An 18,949-nucleotide genomic window follows, 5' to 3' on the forward strand; every position below is an offset into this window, starting at 1 on the left:
CACCGGACCGCGCGTGCAGGGCTGGGGTTTCCTCGACAAAGGCAACAAGGTGCCTTGGCGCGAATACGTCGCCGAGCGCTTTGGTGCTGCCGCCCCAGAGCCAGTCCTTGTCGGTCAAGTTGGGGAAGCCCTTGGAGCCCTTGGCGTCCGACCCGTGGCATTGGGCGCAGTTGTTGGCGAACAGGCGCTCGCCGATGGCGTGGGCCTTGGGGTCCTTGGCGAGTTGCTCGGGGGACTGGCCGGCGAAGCCCGCGTAGACCGGCGCCATCGCGGCGCGCGCCTGGGCGATCTCCTCGGCATGCTCGGCCGTGCTCGTCCAGCCCAGCGTGCCGGCCACGCTGCCCAGCCCCGGGTACAGCGCCAGGTAGCCGCCGGCGAACACCACCGTCAGCACGAACAGGCCCATCCACCACAGCGGCAGCGGGTTGTTCAGCTCGCGCAGATCCTCGTCCCAGACGTGGCCGGTGGTGTTGTCTGCGGCCGAAGGCTGGCGGCGGCTGGCGATGACCAGCAGCGCGATGCAGGCCGCCAGGCCCAGCAGCGTGGCCGCCGCGACGAAGATCGACCAGCCCTCGTTGAAGAAGTCGCTCATTGGTCGCCTCCCTCAAGCGGGAGCTGCGCCGCTGCATCGAAGTGGCCACGCCAGGCCCAGACGACGATGCCGATGAAGACGGCCAGCGACACCAGGGTCACCGCCACGCGAAGTTCATTGATTCCCACGGGGAGCCTCTTTTGCCGTTGCCGTTGCCGTTTCCGCTTTTGCCAATGCGCCTGACGTGCCGAGGACCTGCAGATAGGCGATCACCGCGTCCATCTCGGTCTTACCGGTGGCGGCCTGCGCCGCGCCCTGCACCTCGGCGTCGCTGTAGGGCGCGCCCAACGTGCGCAGTGCGCTCAACCGTGCGGGTAGCCCGGCAGCGTCCACCGGCTCGTTGACCAACCAGGTGTAGGCCGGCATGTTGGACTCCGGCACCAGGTCGCGCGGGTTGTTCAGGTGGATGCGATGCCAGTCGTCGCTGTACTTCCCGCCCACGCGGTGCAGGTCGGGCCCGGTGCGCTTGCTGCCCCACTGGAAGGGGCGGTCATAGACGAACTCGCCGGCCTTGGAATACTCGCCGTAGCGCAGCGTCTCGGCCAGCAGCGGGCGGATCATCTGCGAGTGGCAGTTGTAGCAACCCTCGCGCACATAGATGTCGCGGCCGGCGACCTGCAGCGCGGTGTAGGGCTTGAGGCCGGGTGCGGGCTGCGTGGTCGAGCGCTGGAAGAACAGCGGCACGATCTCGACGAAGCCGCCGACGGCGACCGTCAGCAGCACCAGCACGATCATCAGCAGGTTGCTGGTCTCGATGCGCTGGTGGCCGGTGACTCGTTCAGTGTTGTTGTTGCTCATGTCGGCCTCCTCAAGCGTGTGCCAGGACCTGGGGAATTCGCACGCGCTCGGGCTTGCCGGCCTGCACCGTCTTGACGACGTTCCAGACCATCACCAGCATCCCGGCCAGGTACATCAACCCACCCACCAGCCGTGTCACATAGAACGGCCAGGTCGCCTTGACGCCTTCGACGAAGGTGTAGACCAGCGTGCCGTCGGGGTTGACCGCGCGCCACATCAGGCCCTGCATGACGCCAGCAATCCACATCGCGGCGATGTAGAGCACGATGCCCAGCGTCGCGATCCAGAAGTGCAACTCGATGGCACTCTTGGAGTACATCTGCGTGCGGCCGAACATGCGCGGGATCAGGTGATACAGCGACCCCATCGAGATCAGGCCGACCCAACCCAGCGCGCCGGAGTGCACATGGCCGACGGTCCAGTCGGTGTAGTGCGACAGCGCATTGACCGTCTTGATCGACATCATCGGCCCCTCGAAGGTCGACATGCCGTAGAAGCTCAGCGAGACGATGAGGAACTTCAGGATGGGGTCGTCACGCAGTTTGTGCCAGGCACCCGACAGCGTCATGACGCCGTTGATCATGCCGCCCCAGCTCGGCGCCAGCAGCACCAGGCTGAAGACCATGCCCACGCTCTGCGCCCAGTCGGGCAACGCGGTGTAGTGCAGGTGATGGGGCCCCGCCCACATGTAGGTGAAGATCAGCGCCCAGAAGTGGACGATGGACAGGCGGTAGCTGTAGATCGGCCGCTCGGCCTGCTTGGGGATGTAGTAATACATCATCCCGAGGAAGCCTGCGGTCAGGAAGAAGCCCACCGCGTTATGGCCGTACCACCATTGCACCATCGCGTCCTGCACGCCGGCATAGGCCGAATAACTCTTCCAGAACGTGACGGGCAGCACCGCACCGTTGACGAGATGCAGCAGCGCCACGGTGAGGATGAAAGCGCCGAAGAACCAGTTGGCCACGTAGATGTGGCGGATCTTGCGGCGTCCGACGGTGCCGAAGAAGACGATGGCGTACGACACCCAGGCGATGGTGATCAGGATGCCGATGGGCCACTCAAGCTCCGCGTATTCCTTGCCACGCGTGAAGCCCATGGGCAGCGTGATGGCCGCGCCGACGATGACGGCCTGCCAGGCCCAGAAGTGGAACCAGGCCAGCATGGGCGCGAACAGGCGCGTCTGGCCCGTGCGCTGCACGACGTGGTAGCTCGTCGCCATCAGCGTGCAGCCGCCAAAGGCGAAGATGACGGCGTTGGTGTGCAGTGGCCGCAGGCGGCCATAACTCAACCATGAGATGCCGAAGTTCAAGTCCGGCCAGGCCAGCTGGGCGGCGATGAACACGCCCACCGTCATGCCCACCACGCCCCAGAGCACGGCGGCCAGCGCGAATGCGCGTACGGGCCCGTCCTCGTATGTCGTCCCGGCTGTGGCTTCTGATGCCGCCAGGACTCTGTCGTTCGCCATCGGAACTCCTTCAGTCTGATGCGAACGATTCTTCTCGGTGGAGGGCTCAGGGCCCTTGATCCTCGTCAAGCAAGATGCGTTCAGCCTCGCTTTCGAAGCCATCCAGTTGCCCGGCGTGCACGGCCCAGCCAAACACCGCCACGATCAGCAGCACGAGCACCACCGAAAACGGGATGAGCAGGTAGAGGATGTCCATCAGCGCGCCAGTCTCTGCGCGTTCAGTACGACGAAGAGAGAGCTGCATGCCATGCCCACGCCTGCGGCCAGCGGCGGCAACCAACCGGCCAGTGCCAGCGGCACACAGGCCAGGTTGTAGAGCGCCGCCCAGGCCAGGTTCTGGCGCAGCACCCCGCGCGTCTTCTTCGCCAACGCCAGCGCGTAGGGCAGCGCCATCAGGCGGTTGGACAGCAGCAGCGCATCCGCCGCGCTGCGCGCCAGCATCGCGCCCTGCCCCATCGCAATCCGCACGTCGGCCGCCGCCAGCACCGGCGCGTCGTTGATGCCGTCGCCCACCATCAGCACGCGCTCGCCTGCGGCCTGCCACTCGCGCACGGCGGCGAGCTTGGACTCCGGCGTGGCGCCCGCTTGCCAGAGCGCGATGTCCAGCGCGGCGGCCATGCGCGCCACGGCGGCAGGCTGATCGCCCGACAACAGGCGCACGCGCTGACCTTGCTTGCGCAACGCCGCAACGGCCTCGGCGGCGTCGGCGCGCGGCGCCTCGGCCAGGTCCAGCCACAGCACCTGGCCGCCACCGCCCAAGGCCAGCCGCGCCGCCCGGTCGGGCCGTTCATTGATCCAGGACGGCGCGCCCAGGCGCCACAGCGTGCCGGCCGCGTCGCGCGCCTGCACGCCGCGCCCGGCCACTTCAAGCACCTCCGTCCAGGCGCCGGCACCGCTGCCGTCGGCGAGTGCCTGCGCATGCGGGTGTCGCGACAGCGCGGCCAGGCTGCGCGCCACGGCCAGCAGCGCGTCGGCGTCGACGCCTTCGCCCGCCCAATGCCGAAGCAGTTGCAGGCGCTCCTCGCCGAGCGTGCCGGTCTTGTCGAAGACGACGGTGTCCACCGCGCACAGCCGCTCCAGCGCAGAGAGATCCGTCAGCAGCAGCCCGCGTCGCGCCAGTGCGCCGCTGGCGGTCAGCCAGGCGGCGGGCGCTGCCAGCGTCAACGCGCAGGGGCAGGTGACGATCAACACGGCCACCGCAACGGCCACCGCGCGTGACGGGTCTATCCACCACCAAGCCGCGCCGGCCGCCAGCGCCAGCAGCAGCAGCAGCACGACCGCCGTGAAGCCTGCGGCGACGCGGTCGACGATTCCGCCTGCAAGCGGCCGCTGGCTCTGCGCCTGCTGCATCAGCCGCACGATGCCCTGCGCCGTGGTGTCGGCACCCACGCGCTGCACGGCGACGACGAGCGAGCCGTCGACGTTGATGCTGCCGGCCACCACCGCATCGCCCACGGCCTTGGCCACCGGTGCCGATTCGCCCGTCAGCAGCGCTTCGTTCACGAAGCCCCGGCCCGACAGCACGCAGCCATCGGCCGCGAACGCCTCGCCGGCCGCGACGCGGATGCGGTCGCCCACACGCAGCGCCTCGGGTGGCACGCGCTCGCTCGTGCCGTCGTCATGCAATCGCGCCGCCGACATCGGCAGCGAACCCGCCACCGCCTCTAACGCATCCGCCGCGCGGTGGCGCGCGCCCAGCTCGAACCAGCGCGCCAGCAGCAGCAGCGCGACGAACATCGTCAACGAGTCGAAGTAGACCTCGTGGCCCAGCGCGCCGCCGGGGTCGAACAGCGCGCCGGTACTGGCGATGAAAGTGACCGCGATGCCCACGGCCACGGGCACGTCCATGCCCAGCCGCCCGCCGCGCAGTTGCCGCCACGCACCGCTGAAGAACGGCCCAGCCGCAAAGGCCATGACAGGCAGCGTCAGCACCCAGCTGCCCCAGCGCAGCAGGCGGTCCAGGTCGGGTGCCAGGTCGCCGGCAGCGGCCAGGTAGGCCGGCACCGCGAGCATCATGACCTGCATCATCATGAAGCCCGCCACGAACAGCCGCCACAGCGCCTGGCGCCGCTCCTGCCGGCGCAGCTCGCGGGCCGGCGCGGCGACGTCGGGCGTGGCGCGGTAGCCGGCAACCTGCAGCGCGGCGAGCACATCGGCCAGCGCGAGCAGCGAAGGCCGCCAGCGCAGCGCCAGCCGCGCCGACGCCGCATTGACGCTGGCGCCCTGCACGCCGGGCAGCTTCAGCAGCGCCGCCTCGATCAGGCCCGAGCAGGCCGCGCAATGCATGCCCGCCACCTGCAGCTGCGACAGCGCCACGCCGCCCGGGCCGTCGGGCCAGGTCGTGAAAGGGGCTAGTGCCTGCGCGTCGGCATCAGCCGCGTGCAAGCCAGAGGGAGGAGCGCTCACGCCAACAATCTAGGGCGAACCTCAGGCGCAGCCCATGACCTGCGTCAAGGCATTCGCTTTTCGCCCCTGGCCATGGCTGCGCGCGCCCGTGAGTTGGCTCGATGCACAACGCAGCCGCAGCCGCGAGCTTTCGGGAATGCGTCTTGCATGCCCGCAGGGCCTCCCCAGCATTTCAGGAGGCCCAGCCATGTCGGATCTTTCGGAACCCATCGCTGCTTCGAGCACCACCTCGGGCACGACCTCGGGCACGACCTTCTCTCACGTGAAGCCGGGCGACACGCCCTGGCGCAGTGACGGCCTGAGGGATTTCTTCCTCTACCGCGACCTCGGCATCTCCGCCGCCACGGGTGGGCGCGTCGTTGCGCACCTTGTGAAGGCGAACATGGCTCCTGAAAAGGGCACGGGATGGCACCGCCATGAGGCGGATTTCCAGATCGTGCTGATGACCAAGGGTTGGGCCAAGTTCATGTACGGCGACCAGGAGACCCTCGTCGAGGCCGGCGACTGCGTGCACCAGCGCCCCGGCATCGTGCACTACCTGTTCGACTACTCACCGGACATGGAGTACCTGGAGATCGTGTCGCCGGCAGACTTCAAGTCGATCGACGCGCCACCGCCCTGCGACGTTCCGATCCCGACGCCCTGGGCTTGAACGTTCAACGCGCTTAGAAGTCCATGTCCAGCAGCTCGATTTCCTCAGGCTCCTGCTTGGCTTCGGCAATCCAGGTCAGCATCTCCGGCATGGCCATGATGGTGTCGCAGTAAGCCTTGCACGCCTGCGGCAACGCCACGCCATAGGTCATGAAGCGAGTGGCCACGGGCGCGAAGATCGCGTCGGCTGCGCTGCGCTTTTTGCCGAACAGGAAGGGCCCGCCGTAGTTCGCCAGGCATTCGCTCCAGATCTCGACGATGCGCTCGATGTCGGGCTTGGCGCCGGCCCAGATCTTGTGGTTGGGGAAACGCCCCTTGAGGTTCATCGGTAGCGCCGAGCGCAGGTTGGCGAAGCCGGAGTTCATCTCGCCGCAGACGGCACGCGCATGGGCCCGCGCCACGCGGTCCAGCGGCCAAAGCCCGGCCTTGGGAAAGGTCTCGTTCAGGTACTCGGCGATGGCCAACGTGTTCCACACCGTCGCACCCTCGTGGCGCAGGCAGGGCACGCGGATGGACGGCGCCAGCAACAGCAGTTCCTTCCTGGCATCCGCGTCGTCGGGCGGCAGCATGACCTCGTCGAAGGTCAGCCCCGCGAAACGGGCCAGCAGCCAGCCGCGCAGCGACCAGGAGGAGTAGTTCTTGCTGCTCAGCGTCAGCGTGGCTAACTGAAGCGCAGGCGCGGGCGGCGCGATGGCCTTGCTGGACTTGCGAGCCGTGGGCTTGGTCGGCGTGGCAACGGGCATGGGCATCTCCTTGTTGTCGGGGGCTTCCTCTGCTTCGACGCAAGCCCCATGCCATGCTGGCTCGCTCCTTGCGATGCTTCAGGCACCACCAAAACGCAGGAGACCCCATGTACCCCGCCTACCAGGCTCACACCGATCTGCTGTGGCCGCTGCGTGCGGTGACGCGCTGGTCACTGCCCTTCCTGCAAGAACCCAGCGTGGCCGCCAGCGGCTGGCTGCCCGCGCGCCACATGGCCGCTGCCGGCCAGGTGTTCGAACTGGCCCAGGTCACGCACAAACGCCCGCCCTGGCGCATCGCAGACGTCGTTGCCACCGGCGGCGAGTGCTGGCCGGTGACAGAAGAAACCGTGCTGACCACGCCGTTTGCCACGCTGCTGCGCTTTCGCCGCGAGGGCGCGCCAGCCGCCCCCAAGGTGCTGGTGGTCGCGCCGATGTCGGGCCACTTCGCCACGCTGCTGCGCGACTCGGTGCGCACGCTGCTGCAGGACCACGACGTCTACGTCACCGACTGGCACAACGTGCGCGACGTGCCCATGTCGGCCGGCCGCTTCGGGCTGGACGAATACACCCAGCACCTCATCGACTTTCTCGCCATCATGGGCCCCGGCGCCAATGTCGTGGCGGTCTGCCAGCCCTGCGTGAGCGCGCTGGCCGCCGTGGCCGTGATGGCCGAGGACGACCACCCCGCCACGCCGGCCAGCCTGACGCTGATGGCCGGCCCCATCGACTGCCGCGTCAACCCAACGGCGGTGAACGAGCTGGCGACGAGCAAGCCGATCGAATGGTTTCGCAAGAACCTGATCAGCAACGTGCCCTGGCAGCACGGCGGCGCGGGGCGGCGGGTCTACCCGGGCTTCGTGCAGCTGTCGGCGTTCATGAGCATGAACAAGGACCGGCACACCAACGCCTTCAAGGACTACTACAAGCACATCGTTGCCGACGAGTTCGACAAGGCCGAGGTGACGCGCCTGTTCTACGAGGAATACATGGCCGTGGCCGACCTGGCGGCGGACTTCTACCTGGAGACGGTGGAGAGCGTCTTCCAGACCTACGACCTGCCACGCGGGGAGATGATGTTCAAGGGCCGCCGCGTCGACCCCGCCGCCATCCGCCGCACCGCGCTGCTGACCGTGGAAGGCGAGCGCGACGACATCTGCGCGGTAGGCCAGACGCTGGCCGCGCAGGATCTGGCCAGCAGCCTGAAGATGTATCTGCGCACCCACTACATCCAGCCCAACGTCGGCCACTACGGTGTGTTCAGCGGGCGGCGCTGGCAGCACCAGGTCTACCCGATGGTGCGGCGCGTGATCCAGGTCTCGCAATGAAAAAAAGGCCGGCTGACGCCGGCCTTTGATCAAGCGAATCGAGATCAGGCGAAGTTGGCTTCGGCGAACGACCAGTTGACCAGGTTCGACAGGAACGCTTCGACGAACTTGGGGCGCAGGTTGCGGTAGTCGATGTAGTAGGCGTGTTCCCACACGTCGACAGTCAGCAGGGCCTTGTCGGCGGTGGTCAGCGGCGTGCCGGCGGCGCCGGTGTTGACGATGTCGACGGAGCCGTCGGCCTTCTTCACGAGCCAGGTCCAGCCGGAACCGAAGTTGCCGACGGCGCTCTTCACGAAGGCTTCCTTGAAGGCCGCATAGCTGCCCCACTTGGCGTTGATGGCCTCGGCCAGCGCGCCACTGGGCTCGCCGCCGCCTTGCGGCTTCATGCAGTTCCAGAAGAAGGTGTGGTTCCAGATCTGCGCGGCGTTGTTGTAGATGCCGCCGGAGCTCGTCTTGACGATCTCTTCGAGCGTCATCGCTTCGAACTCGGTGCCCTTTTGCAGGTTGTTGAGGTTGACCACGTAGGCGTTGTGGTGCTTGCCGTGGTGGAACTCCAGCGTTTCCTTGCTGTAGTGCGGGGCCAGCGAGTCAATGGGGAAAGGCAGCGGGGGCAGCGTGTGTTCCATCGTGGAATCCTCAAATGTTTGGGGGGAAGGGGGACGCGGCGGATTGTAGGGAGCGAGCATCACCCTTGTGGCGAAGGCAGTACCCCAAGAACGCGCAGGTCGGCGCTGCCATCGGCCAGCACCGCGCGCACCTCGTGACCGGGCAGCAGCGTGTGCACCGAGGTGATCGCGCCGCCCTGCCCGTCGTCCAGCCAGGCATAGCCACGGGCCAGTACGTGCTGGGGGTCCAACGCCTGCAGGCGGGCCTGCAACGCGTCCAGCCGCACGGCTTGGCGGCGCAGCGTTTCTGCCAAGGCACGGGCCGGGCGCGGCGCCAGATGGGCTAGGCGCTGGCGCTGCAGCTCGACCCGCCGGCCCGGCGCCGCCGCAGCGCGCTGGGCGAGCAGGTCCAGCTGTCGGCGTTGGCGGGCCAGCGCGTCACTCGGGCGGGCCAGGCGCAGCGCGATGCGGTCCAGCCGCTGGCCCAGGCTCTGCAGCCGCTGCTCGGTGCGCAGGGCCACGGACCGCTCCAGGCTGGCCAGCATCTGCAGCAGCGCGGTGCGGGACGGCGCAGCCAGCTCGGCGGCGGCCGTGGGCGTGGGCGCACGCAGGTCGGCGGCGAGGTCGCAGAGCGTCACGTCGGTCTCGTGGCCCACGCCGCAGACGACCGGCAGCAACGACGCCGCGACGGCGCGCACGACGCGCTCGTCGTTGAAGGCCCACAGGTCCTCCAGCGAGCCACCGCCGCGCACCAGCAGCAGCAGGTCCACCTCGGCGCGCTCGTTGGCAATGCGCAAAGCATTGACGAGGGCCGGCGGCGCCTCCACGCCCTGCACGGGGCTGGGGTAGATGACGATCTCGATCTGCGGCGCGCGCCGCGCCAGCGCGGTGAGCACGTCATGCAGGGCCGCGCCCGCCGTCGACGTGACGACGCCGATGCGCCGCGGCAGCGTCGGCAGCGGTCGCTTGGCGTCTTCGTCGAACAGGCCCTCTGCCGCCAGCCGCGCACGCAGCTTCAGGAACTGCTCGTACAGCGTGCCCGCGCCGGCGCGGCGCATGGCCTCGACAACGAACTGCAGCTCGCCACGCGGCTCGTAGACGGCGACGCGGCCACGCAGCTCGACCAGCGCGCCGTCGGCCGGCGTGAAGTCCAGCATCGCCGCCGCACGGCGGAACATCGCGCAGCGCAGGCTGGCCCCCAGGCCATCGGCATCCTTCAGCCCGAAGTAGCAGTGGCCGCTGGCCGCCCGCGTGAAGCCCGTGAGCTCGCCGCCAACCGCGACGACCGAGAACCGCTCCGCCAGGCTCTGGCCGACGGCCTCCAGCAGGCCGGCCACACCCCAGACACGACGATTTGATGCGGCCTCGCGCCCGTCAATCACGCGCAAACCCAATGCCGGCGCGGGCCGGGAAGTCCACAGCCGCGCCAATGCTGGGCTGGCGGGCAATTTCGGCTCATGGCGCCTGTCACGGCGCTGTCATGAGCACATAAGGCCTTGTTTTTCAATTCGAATTCCGCTGCTCAAACTTGAGGCAAGTTGTCCAAGGCCTTGATTTGACGGCCTCTGCGGGCCAGCGCCACGGGCTTGCCCACAAAGTTATCCACAGCAACGGTGGATTGTGAGAACGCTTTCTTGGCGTTGAAGCACCGGGCGGACGTGCCAAGCCTGGGTCCATAATCCCGCGCAATCCCGGCCCGTCAGCGGCCGCTTTTTTTCGACGGGGACGCCCTTGTTTTCGATCATACAAGCCGCCGGTTGGCCCATCTGGCCCTTGCTCCTGTGCTCCGTCGTGGCCCTGGCCCTCATCATTGAGCGGTTCACCAGCCTGCGCACCAGCCGCATCCTGCCTCCACGCCTGCTGGAGGAGGTGCTGAACGTCAGCGCCCAGCAGCTGCCTGCGCCCGAGATGGTGGACCGCCTGGCCGAGAACTCGCTGCTCGGCGAGGTGCTGGCCTCGGGCCTGCGCGCCGTCACTGCCGAGCCGCAGATGCCGGAAGGCAAGCTGCGCATGGTGTTCGAATTCGCCGGCCGCCGCGCCGTGCACCAGCTTGAGCGCTACATGAACACGCTGGGCACCATCGCCACCGCCGCGCCACTGCTGGGGCTGTTCGGTACGGTGGTCGGCATGATCGAGATCTTCGGCAGCCAGACGCCCGGCGGCGGCAACCCCGCCCAGCTCGCGCACGGCATCTCCATCGCGCTCTACAACACCGCCTTCGGCCTGATGATCGCCATTCCGGCGCTGATGTTCTACCGCTACTTCCGCGGCCGCATCGAGGAGCACGTGCTCGAACTCGAAGCCGCCGCCGACCGGATGCTGGGCCAACTGCGCCGTTACACCACGGCCTGAACCCACCGAGAACGCGATGCGCTTCCGCCCCCCCCACCGCGAGCCGCCGGAGATCAACCTGATCCCCTTCATCGACGTGCTGTTGGTGATCCTGATCTTCCTGATGCTGTCGACGACCTATTCCAAGTTCACCGAGCTGCAGATCACCCTGCCCTCGGCCGACTCGGACAAGCTCAAGGACAGGCCGCAGGAGGTCATCGTCGGCATCGCCGCCGATGGTCGCTTCGTCATCAACCGCCAGCCGGTGGAAGGCCGCTCGGTCGACATCCTCATCGGTGCGCTGCGGCAAGCCTCGGGCGGCAACGCCGAGGCGTCGCTCATCATCTCGGCCGACGCCGCCACGCCCCACCAGGCCGTCATCAATGTGATGGACGCGGCCCGCCGCGTCGGCCTGACCCGTGTCACCTTCGCCGCGCAGACCGACGCTCGCTGACCGGCTGCAGGCCCAGTGGTTGAGTGGCGGGGCGCTGTCTGCCGCGCTGCTGCCGTTGAGCTGGCTTTACGGCGCGCTGCTGGCGCTGCGTCGCCTGGCCTACCTGTTCGGCCTGAAGCGCGTCGAGACGTTGCCCGTGCCGGTCATCGTCGTCGGCAACTGGATCGTCGGCGGCGCCGGCAAGACGCCCACGACACTCGCCCTGCTGGAGTTGCTGCGCGCACGGGGCTTGAGGGCCGGCGTCGTGTCGCGCGGCTACGGGCGTGAAGGCGACAGCGTGCGCCTCGTCAGCCGCGCGGCCACCGCACGCGAGGTGGGCGACGAACCGCTGCTCATCCACCTGCGCGGCCGCGTGCCGGTGGCTGTGGGCCGCGACCGCATCGCCGCCGCGCGGGCGCTGCTGGCCGCACACCCCGAGCTGGACCTGCTCGTCAGCGATGACGGCCTGCAGCACTGGCGGCTGCCACGGCGCCTGAGCCTGCTCGTCTTCGATGAGCGCGGCCTGGGCAACGGCCGGCTACTGCCCGCCGGGCCGCTGCGACAGCCGCCCGAAGTACTCGCAGACGACCATCTCGTCATCTACAACGCACCGCAGCCCAGCACCGCCTTGCCCGGCTTCGTCGCCGAGCGCCGGCTGACCGGTGCCGTGCCGCTGGCCGGCTGGTGGGGCGGAGAGCGCGTGACCCTGGATGCGCTGCTGGCTCTGCGCAACCGACCAGGCCTGCTGGCCGTCGCCGGCATCGCCCGCCCGCAGCGCTTCTTCGACATGCTGGCCGCGCAGGGCCTGCAGTGCGACGCGCTGGCGCTGCCCGACCATGCCGACTTCGCCACGCTGCCTTGGTCGGCCGACGCAGCAGGCGTCGTGCTGACCGAGAAGGACGCCGTCAAGCTGCCTCCCGAGCGCGTCGGCGCCCTGCCCGTCTGGGTCGTGGCGCTAGACTTCTCGCCCGGCGCCGCCTTCGAGGCCGCGCTGGACGCCCAACTCCAACGCCTGTTTCCGTCCCGATGGATCAACGACTGATCGAAATGCTGGTCTGCCCGCTGTGCAAGGGGCCGCTGACGCTGCTGCGCGAAGGTGAACTGCCGGCCCTGGCCTGCCGCGCCGACCGCCTGGCCTTCCCCATCCGCGACGGCATCCCGCTGATGCTGGAGAGCGAAGCCAAGTCCTGGGACCCGGACGCGGCACCGCCGCCCGTCACGCTCGCGCCGTGACCTTCACAGTCATCATCCCGGCGCGGCTGGCGTCCACGCGATTGCCCAACAAGCCGCTGGCCGACATTGCCGGCTTGCCGATGATCGTGCGCGTTGCGCAACGCGCGGCTGAGTCGGGCGCGAGCCAAGTCGTCGTGGCCACCGATGCGCCGGAAGTTGCCGCCGCCTGCGCGGCCCACGGCGTGCGCGCGCTGATGACGCGCGCCGACCATCCCTCCGGCAGCGACCGCCTCGCCGAGGCCGTCGAGCAGCTCGGCCTGGCCGATGACGCTGTCGTCGTCAACGTGCAGGGCGACGAACCGCTGATCGCGCCCGCCATGATCGACGCCTGCGCGGCGACGCTGGTCGCTCAAACCGACTGCGTCATGGCGACCGTGGCCCACGCGCTGACCGACCCTGCCGAGTTTGCGAACCCCAACGTCGTCAAACTCGTGACCGACAAGGCGGGCCGCGCTCTCTACTTCTCGCGCGCGCCCATCGCCTGGTGGCGTGACGGCGCGGGCCAGCCCAACCAGGCGCTGCGCCACGTCGGCCTCTACGCCTACCGCGCCGGCTTCCTGCGCCGCTTCCCCACGCTGGCGGTCAGCCCGCTGGAGCAGATCGAGTCGCTGGAGCAGTTGCGCGTGCTGTGGCATGGCGAGCGCATCGCCGTGCACGTCAGCGCCGAACGGCCCGGCCCGGGTGTCGACACGCCCGAGGATCTGGAGCACGTCAGGCGCCTGCTGCTGGCCTGAACGCCTCGCTGGCGTCAGGCCGGCGAAAGTCCACATGCGATACTCGGGCGCTGACCGAAGCGGGGCGTTTTTAACGGTCCCGACACAACGAGGAGACCCATGCGACTGATTCTTCTGGGCGCCCCCGGCGCCGGCAAAGGCACCCAAGCGGCCTTCATCTGCAAGCAATTCGGCATTCCGCAGATCTCCACCGGCGACATGCTGCGCGCAGCCGTCAAGGCCGGCACACCCCTGGGCCTGAAGGCTGACGCCGTCATGAAGTCCGGTGCGCTGGTCAGCGACGACCTGATCATCGATCTGGTCAAGGAACGCATCGCGCAGCCGGACTGCGCTACGGGCTTCTTATTCGACGGCTTCCCCCGCACCATTCCGCAGGCCGACGCGATGAAGGCAGCCGGCGTGAAGCTGGACTACGTGCTGGAAATCGACGTGCCCTTCGACGCCATCATCGAGCGCATGAGCGGCCGCCGCTCTCACCCCGCCTCGGGCCGCACCTACCACGTCAAGTTCAACCCACCCAAGGTCGAAGGCCTGGACGATGCGACCGGCGAAGCGCTGGTGCAGCGCGACGACGACAAGGAAGAAACGGTCAAGAAGCGTCTGGACGTCTACTCCGCGCAGACGCGCCCGCTGGTCGACTACTACTCGCAGTGGGCCGCCACTGGCGACGCCGTAGCGCCCAAGTACCGTCGCATTGAGGGCATCGGCACGGTCGACGAGATCACGCAACGTGCGCTGGCGGCGCTGAGCTGAGACGACGAGTCATCTCTCCCCACCAGGAAGCCGCAGCGCGCAAGCCCTGCGGCTTTTTTGTCGTCCACAATTGACGTTCACGTCAACCAGGAGTTCCTCACCATGGAAATCGCAGGCAAGGTGTTCATCGTCACCGGCGGCGCCTCGGGCCTCGGCGAAGGTACGGCACGCATGCTGGCCGGCCACGGCGCCAAGGTCGTCATCGCGGACCTGCAGGCCGATCGCGGCGCGCAGGTTGCCACCGAGATCGGCGGCGTCTACGTCAAGTGCGACGTCAGCCAGGAGGCCGATGGCCAGGCGGCCATCGCGGCTGCCACAGGCCTCGGCAAGTTGGTGGGGCTGGTCAATTGCGCCGGCATCGCGCCAGCGATCAAGACCGTCGGCAAGGAAGGCGCCCACCCCCTGGCCGCGTTCAGCAAGACCATCACGGTCAACCTGATCGGCACGTTCAACATGATTCGCCTTGCCGCTGAAGCGATGGCCAAGAACGAGCCCGAACCGACCGGCGAACGCGGCGTGCTGATCTCTACGGCTTCAGTCGCCGCCTATGACGGACAGATCGGCCAGGCGGCCTACTCGGCCTCCAAGGGCGGCGTCGTCGGCATGACGCTGCCGATTGCCCGCGACCTGGCCCGCAACGGCATCCGCAACATGACCATCGCCCCGGGCATCTTCGGCACGCCAATGCTGTTCGGCATGCCACAGGAAGTGCAGGACGCGCTGGCCGCCAGCGTGCCCTTCCCGAGCCGCCTGGGCACGCCCCAGGACTACGCCAAGCTCGTGCACCAGATCGTCACGAACGAGATGCTGAACGGTGAGGTCATCCGCCTCGACGGAGCGATCCGCCTGGCGCCCAGGTGAGCCGGTGAGCCACCCGCAGCCGGAATAGAAACGGGCCTGGTTCGCACCAGGCCCGTCTTGTTTGGCTTGCGATTTGCAGCCGGCCGTGATCAGTGCTTGCGCGACTGGACGATCCACAGGCGGGCCAGATCGGCGGCGCCTTCCGTGCCCTTGACCGACTTCCACGCGGCCACAGCCTTGGCATGGTCACCCGCCAGTTGATGCGCCAGCCCAAGGTGCAGCTTGGCGTCTTCAGGGCGCTTCAGGTTGCCTTTGGAGATCCCTGCCTCGATCTGCTCGACACCCTTCTTGGCGTTGCCGCCGAAAGCGTTGGCCATGCCCAGCGTCACCAGAGCGTCGCCATCCTTGGAGACCATGGCGGCTTTTTCGTTGGCCGCCGCGCCCGCCTTGGCTTCGGCGATCTTCTTGACCATCAGGTCTGCCAGGCGCTTGTGGCGGGCGCCTTCGGCACCTTGACCCAGCACGTTGGCCGCAAAACCCTTCTCGACAACCTGCTTGCCCTCTTCCGGGACATCAGCCTGGGCGGCCAGTTGGGCCATCTCCATGTAGTCCTCGGCGCCACGCGACATGTTGCCGGTGGCCAGGCGCAGGCGGTAGAGGTCAAGCGCGTAGCGGCTGCCATCGAAGCTCTTCTTCTGCGGCAAGCCGCCCAGGATCTGGGCCCAGAGCTTGGGATCCGGGTAGTAGTTCAGCAGCTTTTCGGTCGCGATGCCTTCGGCATTGGCATCACCCTTCTTCTGGGCCGCGTACAACAGCAGATTGAGCTTGTCCTTGGACGGGGCACGGCCAGCGCGCTCGTCGGCAGAAATCTCTTCCAGTGTGTCCTTGATCGCGCCGGTCATGTCGCCGGAAGCGAACTGCGCGTTCTGCAGGACTTGCTTCATCGTCGAGCTGTTGCCGCCGTCCTTGAAGTAGCGCTGCGCCCAGGTCAGGGCCTTGCCGCCGTCACGGTTGCGCAGATAGGTGCCGGCGATGGCTTCCATGTACTGCAGCTGCTGTGCACCCGACAACTTTCCCGCACCCTTCAAGGTTTCGAACGACCGCACCATCGTGTCGGGCTCATTGGCGCCCATGGCGGCTGAGAAGCGCACGCCTTCGATGGCGTTGTTCTCGCCGGCCGTGCGGCCGCCAACGGCTTCGGCATCGCGCAGCTTGTTCAGCGCATCCTTGAACTTGCCGGCCTTGACCAGCCTGCTGGCTTCGGTCAGCGGCGTACCGACTTCCTTGCGGACGCTGTCCTGGGCAGCCGCTTGGCTGAAGCCGAACTCGGCGCCCGGCGCGCCATTCAAAGACAGGGCCAGGACACCAACGGCTGCGGCAACCACGGTTTTCAAAGTCATCAACTTGCTCTCCTGAAAAGCGAAAACGCGCCGCCCTCTCGGGCAGCGCGCATCAAAGTATCGGCGTCAATTGGCCCGCGAGCACGTCACTTGACGTATTGCTCGTTACCAACCATGCCCATCTTCTTGACGTTGTTGCGCTGGGCCGAGGCCATCACCGCAGCCACCACACCGTAGTCGACGAGCTTGTTCGGCTTGATGTGAATTTCCGGCTGCTCGGAAGGCGGCAGAACGCCGGTTTCCTGCATCTTGGCATTCACGGCGTCGATGTTGGGCAGCGCGTTCTCGTCCCAGTAGATGGTGCCGTCAAAGTCGATCATGACGGTGTGGATGATCGGATCCGGCGCCGGCGGCGTCGCACTAGGCGGTGGCATATCCAGGTTGACCGTGTGCAACTGGATAGGGATGGTGATGATCAACATCACCAGCAACACCAGCATCACGTCAATCAGGGGCGTCGTATTGACGTCCATCATGACTTCGGGTTCGGCGTCCGGCGACGAACTTCCAACATTCATTCCCATGCTTGGCTCCTGGGATCAGTTACGAGCCGGCGGCTCGGTAACGAAGTTGATCTTCATGATGCCAGCGCGCTGGCTGGCGAAGATCACGCGACCGACCGACTCGTAGCGGGACTTTTCATCGCCGCGAATATGCACCTCGGGCTGCGGGTTCTTGACCGACTCCTTGCCGAGGCGCTTCACCAGCTCCTCCATGTCGGGAATCAGCTTCGTGCCCCAATAGACGTCGCCGTCCTTGCTGACCGAGATTTCGATGTTTTCAGGCTTGGTGACGCGAATGACGTTGGTCTCTTTGGGGAGATTCACCGCAATCGACTGCGTCACCACCGGCACGGTAATGAGGAAGATGATCAACAACACCAACATCACGTCCACGAGGGGCGTGGTGTTGATGGTCGAGACAACTTCGTCATCGCCGCCGGAAGAGGATCCGACGTTCATGCCCATGGCATTGGCTCCTTTACGGGCTCAGCTCAGGGCTTAGCGCTTGGCGACCGAGCGGTTGCCCATCAGCACGCCATGCAGATCGCCCGCGAAGGAACGGACCTGGCTCATGACGCTCTTGTTGCGATTGACCAGCCAGTTGTAACCCAGCACGGCCGGCACGGCGACGACCAGACCGATGGCCGTCATGATCAGCGCGGCGCCCACGGGGCCGGCCACCTTGTCGATCGAAGCCTGACCCGCAAGACCGATGGCGGTCAGCGCGTTCAGGATGCCCCACACCGTGCCGAACAGGCCGATGAAGGGTGCCGTCGAGCCGACGGTTGCCAGGAAGCCCAGGCCGCTGGAGATCTTGGTGTTGACGTCGGCAACGGCGCGGTCGACGTTCATCGTGACCCAGCTGCTGTGGTCGATGTTCTCGATCAGCGTACCTTCGTGATGCTCAGACGCTTCGATGGCCGTGGTGGCGATGTAGCGGAACGCGCTTTCTTCCTTCAAGCTGCGCACGCCGTCGGCCAGGCTGGGCTTCTTGAAGAAGGTGGCGCGAACATCCTTGGCTTCAGCCGACAGCTTGCTGGTGTCCCACAGGCGGACGACCAGGATGTACCAGGAACCCATGGACATGATGGCCAGGACGAGCAGCACGACCTGGTCAACGACGTTGCCGTGGGCGACGATGTTGGCCAGACCGTAAGGGTTGTCGACCGGCTTGGAGGCGGCAGCAGCAGGAGCGGGGGCGACCGAGGCGTCAGTAGCCTCAACCACGGCGGCCGAGGCGGCGTCGGCCGGCTTCTGATCTTGCGCGTGAGCAGGCGAGCTGGCCAGGGTTGCGGCCATTGCGATAGCGGCAAGGAAGCCGGTGATGCGAGAAATCATGGAGTCAACTCCTAGGAAAAGATTCTGGTTTGATACGGTCTGAGTGCGCCGCCAACTCGGCGGCGCCAGGGTCGAGGCGGGCTTCTTAATCGACTTTGAACTGGAACTCCTGCTCGAACACATGATCGCCCGGGCATTCGTAGGATTCCTGGAGCGTCTGCGTGATGGCTTGTTGCATCGCGCGTTGCGCCTTGCGGTCAACACCACCACGCAGCGAGGTGATTTCCACCGACGTCACGCGGCCAGCCTTGACCGTGGCGATTGCCTTGTAGAGGGCTTCGCCGCTCCAGTTCATCGACGGCAGTTCGGGCTTGGACATCTTGGTGCAAACCATGCCGGCTGTGACCTTTCCACGCGGCGCGGCAGGAGGCGCTGCAGGCGCTGGAGCCGGCGCCGGACGAATTTCCGCCACTGCGGGGGGCGCAACCTGGGTCGACACAATGGCCGGCGCCGGCGGTGCGGGCGCGGTCACCTGGAATTCAGGCGGCGGCACGAAGGGCGGCGGCGGGGCCTTGAGGTCCGGCGGCGGCGGCACCACCTTTTCGGGTGGCGGCGGTGGTTTGACCTTCTCTTCGATCACCTTGACGTCGATCGGGCCAGTCACCTTCTTGACGATATCTCGCGCCAAGCCACTGGCCAGCGCGTAGATGGCCACCACGTGAATCAGGACAACGACGCCAAAGCCCGTGAACCGGGATGCGCCTTGCTTCTCCTGCGCAAAGTTCATGCGCGCTCCTTCTTGCAACTACAAATCACAGTCAATGACTCTCTGGAAAGTGGCCACTGTGCAATGGCGGAAGTTGCGTTCCTGCCGTCGACTAGCCCCCGAAGGGCA

23 protein-coding genes are annotated in these 18,949 nt (G+C 67.2%); 9 read left to right on the forward strand and 14 right to left on the reverse strand.

What is annotated here, in order from left to right:
* The 6 genes from ABIS05_RS27435 to ABIS05_RS27460 form a co-directional block, all read right to left on the reverse strand.
* A partial coding sequence (locus ABIS05_RS27435; protein WP_348014418.1) for a cbb3-type cytochrome c oxidase N-terminal domain-containing protein occupies nt 1–592 on the reverse strand: 592 nt, incomplete at its 3' end.
* On the reverse strand, nt 589–720 hold the full coding sequence (locus ABIS05_RS27440) for a cbb3-type cytochrome c oxidase subunit 3 (protein ID WP_348014419.1): 132 nt from the start codon (nt 718–720) through the stop codon (nt 589–591). The genes ABIS05_RS27440 and ABIS05_RS27435, both read right to left, overlap by 4 nt.
* On the reverse strand, nt 707–1,390 hold the full coding sequence (gene ccoO / locus ABIS05_RS27445; RefSeq protein WP_348014420.1) for a cytochrome-c oxidase, cbb3-type subunit II: 684 nt from the start codon (nt 1,388–1,390) through the stop codon (nt 707–709). The genes ABIS05_RS27440 and ccoO overlap by 14 nt, the downstream gene beginning before the upstream one ends.
* Before the next feature lie 10 nt (nt 1,391–1,400).
* The gene (gene ccoN, locus ABIS05_RS27450; protein ID WP_348014421.1) at nt 1,401–2,858 is read right to left on the reverse strand and encodes a cytochrome-c oxidase, cbb3-type subunit I; all 1,458 of its coding nucleotides are present in this window, start codon (nt 2,856–2,858) and stop codon (nt 1,401–1,403) included.
* 46 nt (nt 2,859–2,904) lie between these two features.
* The gene (gene ccoS, locus ABIS05_RS27455; protein ID WP_348014422.1) at nt 2,905–3,054 is read right to left on the reverse strand and encodes a cbb3-type cytochrome oxidase assembly protein CcoS; all 150 of its coding nucleotides are present in this window, start codon (nt 3,052–3,054) and stop codon (nt 2,905–2,907) included.
* A complete protein-coding gene (locus tag ABIS05_RS27460; protein WP_348014423.1) occupies nt 3,054–5,264 on the reverse strand; it encodes a cation-translocating P-type ATPase in 2,211 nt (736 codons plus the stop codon). The genes ccoS and ABIS05_RS27460 overlap by 1 nt, the downstream gene beginning before the upstream one ends.
* 187 nt (nt 5,265–5,451) lie before the next feature.
* On the opposite strand from ABIS05_RS27460, the gene ABIS05_RS27465 reads away from it, so the two are divergent.
* On the forward strand, nt 5,452–5,916 hold the full coding sequence (locus ABIS05_RS27465) for a cupin domain-containing protein (protein WP_348014424.1): 465 nt from the start codon (nt 5,452–5,454) through the stop codon (nt 5,914–5,916).
* Between the two features lie 13 nt (nt 5,917–5,929).
* Here the strand turns inward: ABIS05_RS27465 and ABIS05_RS27470 are convergent, their stop codons facing one another.
* Nucleotides 5,930–6,658 carry a glutathione S-transferase family protein gene (locus ABIS05_RS27470; protein WP_348014425.1) on the reverse strand — a complete coding sequence of 243 codons (729 nt, stop codon included), beginning with the start codon at nt 6,656–6,658 and terminating at the stop codon, nt 5,930–5,932.
* Nucleotides 6,659–6,765: 107 nt separating this feature from the next.
* Here ABIS05_RS27470 and ABIS05_RS27475 point away from each other — a divergent pair, with 107 nt between their 5' ends.
* Nucleotides 6,766–7,983, forward strand: a complete 1,218-nt coding sequence (locus ABIS05_RS27475) for a polyhydroxyalkanoate depolymerase (protein WP_348014426.1) — start codon at nt 6,766–6,768, stop codon at nt 7,981–7,983.
* A 44-nt stretch (nt 7,984–8,027) separates the two neighbouring features.
* Here the strand turns inward: ABIS05_RS27475 and ABIS05_RS27480 are convergent, their stop codons facing one another.
* Nucleotides 8,028–8,609: a Fe-Mn family superoxide dismutase gene (locus ABIS05_RS27480; protein ID WP_348014427.1), complete on the reverse strand. Its 582-nt coding sequence runs from the start codon at nt 8,607–8,609 to the stop codon at nt 8,028–8,030.
* A gap of 59 nt (nt 8,610–8,668) precedes the next feature.
* Nucleotides 8,669–9,970: an exodeoxyribonuclease VII large subunit gene (xseA, locus tag ABIS05_RS27485; protein WP_407074916.1), complete on the reverse strand. Its 1,302-nt coding sequence runs from the start codon at nt 9,968–9,970 to the stop codon at nt 8,669–8,671.
* Between the two features lie 349 nt (nt 9,971–10,319).
* On the opposite strand from xseA, the gene ABIS05_RS27490 reads away from it, so the two are divergent.
* The 7 genes from ABIS05_RS27490 (at nt 10,320) to ABIS05_RS27520 (ending at nt 14,933) form a co-directional block, all read left to right on the forward strand.
* Nucleotides 10,320–10,940 (forward strand): MotA/TolQ/ExbB proton channel family protein, encoded by a 621-nt coding sequence (locus tag ABIS05_RS27490; protein WP_348014429.1) that lies wholly within the window; start codon nt 10,320–10,322, stop codon nt 10,938–10,940.
* A gap of 16 nt (nt 10,941–10,956) precedes the next feature.
* Nucleotides 10,957–11,373 carry a biopolymer transporter ExbD gene (locus ABIS05_RS27495; RefSeq protein WP_348014430.1) on the forward strand — a complete coding sequence of 139 codons (417 nt, stop codon included), beginning with the start codon at nt 10,957–10,959 and terminating at the stop codon, nt 11,371–11,373.
* Nucleotides 11,339–12,394, forward strand: a complete 1,056-nt coding sequence (gene lpxK, locus ABIS05_RS27500; protein ID WP_348014431.1) for a tetraacyldisaccharide 4'-kinase — start codon at nt 11,339–11,341, stop codon at nt 12,392–12,394. The genes ABIS05_RS27495 and lpxK overlap by 35 nt, the downstream gene beginning before the upstream one ends.
* On the forward strand, nt 12,379–12,585 hold the full coding sequence (locus ABIS05_RS27505; protein ID WP_348014432.1) for a Trm112 family protein: 207 nt from the start codon (nt 12,379–12,381) through the stop codon (nt 12,583–12,585). The genes lpxK and ABIS05_RS27505 overlap by 16 nt, the downstream gene beginning before the upstream one ends.
* Nucleotides 12,582–13,319: a 3-deoxy-manno-octulosonate cytidylyltransferase gene (kdsB, locus tag ABIS05_RS27510; RefSeq protein WP_348014433.1), complete on the forward strand. Its 738-nt coding sequence runs from the start codon at nt 12,582–12,584 to the stop codon at nt 13,317–13,319. The genes ABIS05_RS27505 and kdsB overlap by 4 nt, the downstream gene beginning before the upstream one ends.
* Nucleotides 13,320–13,418: 99 nt before the next feature.
* Nucleotides 13,419–14,072: an adenylate kinase gene (adk, locus tag ABIS05_RS27515; RefSeq protein ID WP_348014434.1), complete on the forward strand. Its 654-nt coding sequence runs from the start codon at nt 13,419–13,421 to the stop codon at nt 14,070–14,072.
* Nucleotides 14,073–14,174: 102 nt separating this feature from the next.
* The gene (locus tag ABIS05_RS27520; RefSeq protein WP_348014435.1) at nt 14,175–14,933 is read left to right on the forward strand and encodes a 3-hydroxyacyl-CoA dehydrogenase; all 759 of its coding nucleotides are present in this window, start codon (nt 14,175–14,177) and stop codon (nt 14,931–14,933) included.
* A gap of 89 nt (nt 14,934–15,022) precedes the next feature.
* Here ABIS05_RS27520 and ABIS05_RS27525 read toward each other — a convergent pair whose 3' ends face one another.
* The 5 genes from ABIS05_RS27525 to ABIS05_RS27545 form a co-directional block, all read right to left on the reverse strand.
* Nucleotides 15,023–16,273 (reverse strand): hypothetical protein, encoded by a 1,251-nt coding sequence (locus ABIS05_RS27525; RefSeq protein ID WP_348014436.1) that lies wholly within the window; start codon nt 16,271–16,273, stop codon nt 15,023–15,025.
* Nucleotides 16,274–16,359: 86 nt separating this feature from the next.
* Nucleotides 16,360–16,797 (reverse strand): biopolymer transporter ExbD, encoded by a 438-nt coding sequence (locus ABIS05_RS27530; protein WP_348014437.1) that lies wholly within the window; start codon nt 16,795–16,797, stop codon nt 16,360–16,362.
* Between the two features lie 15 nt (nt 16,798–16,812).
* Nucleotides 16,813–17,241, reverse strand: coding sequence for a biopolymer transporter ExbD (locus ABIS05_RS27535; RefSeq protein WP_348014438.1), 429 nt, complete (start codon nt 17,239–17,241; stop codon nt 16,813–16,815).
* Nucleotides 17,242–17,274: 33 nt separating this feature from the next.
* Nucleotides 17,275–18,114, reverse strand: coding sequence for a MotA/TolQ/ExbB proton channel family protein (locus ABIS05_RS27540; protein WP_348014439.1), 840 nt, complete (start codon nt 18,112–18,114; stop codon nt 17,275–17,277).
* An 85-nt stretch (nt 18,115–18,199) separates the two neighbouring features.
* Entirely contained in the window at nt 18,200–18,841 is a 642-nt protein-coding gene (locus ABIS05_RS27545; RefSeq protein ID WP_348014440.1) for a hypothetical protein, read from the reverse strand.
* Between the last annotated feature and the right edge of the window lie 108 nt (nt 18,842–18,949).

It is taken from the genome of Roseateles sp., assembly GCF_039929605.1.
Lineage (GTDB): Bacteria > Pseudomonadota > Gammaproteobacteria > Burkholderiales > Burkholderiaceae_C > Pelomonas.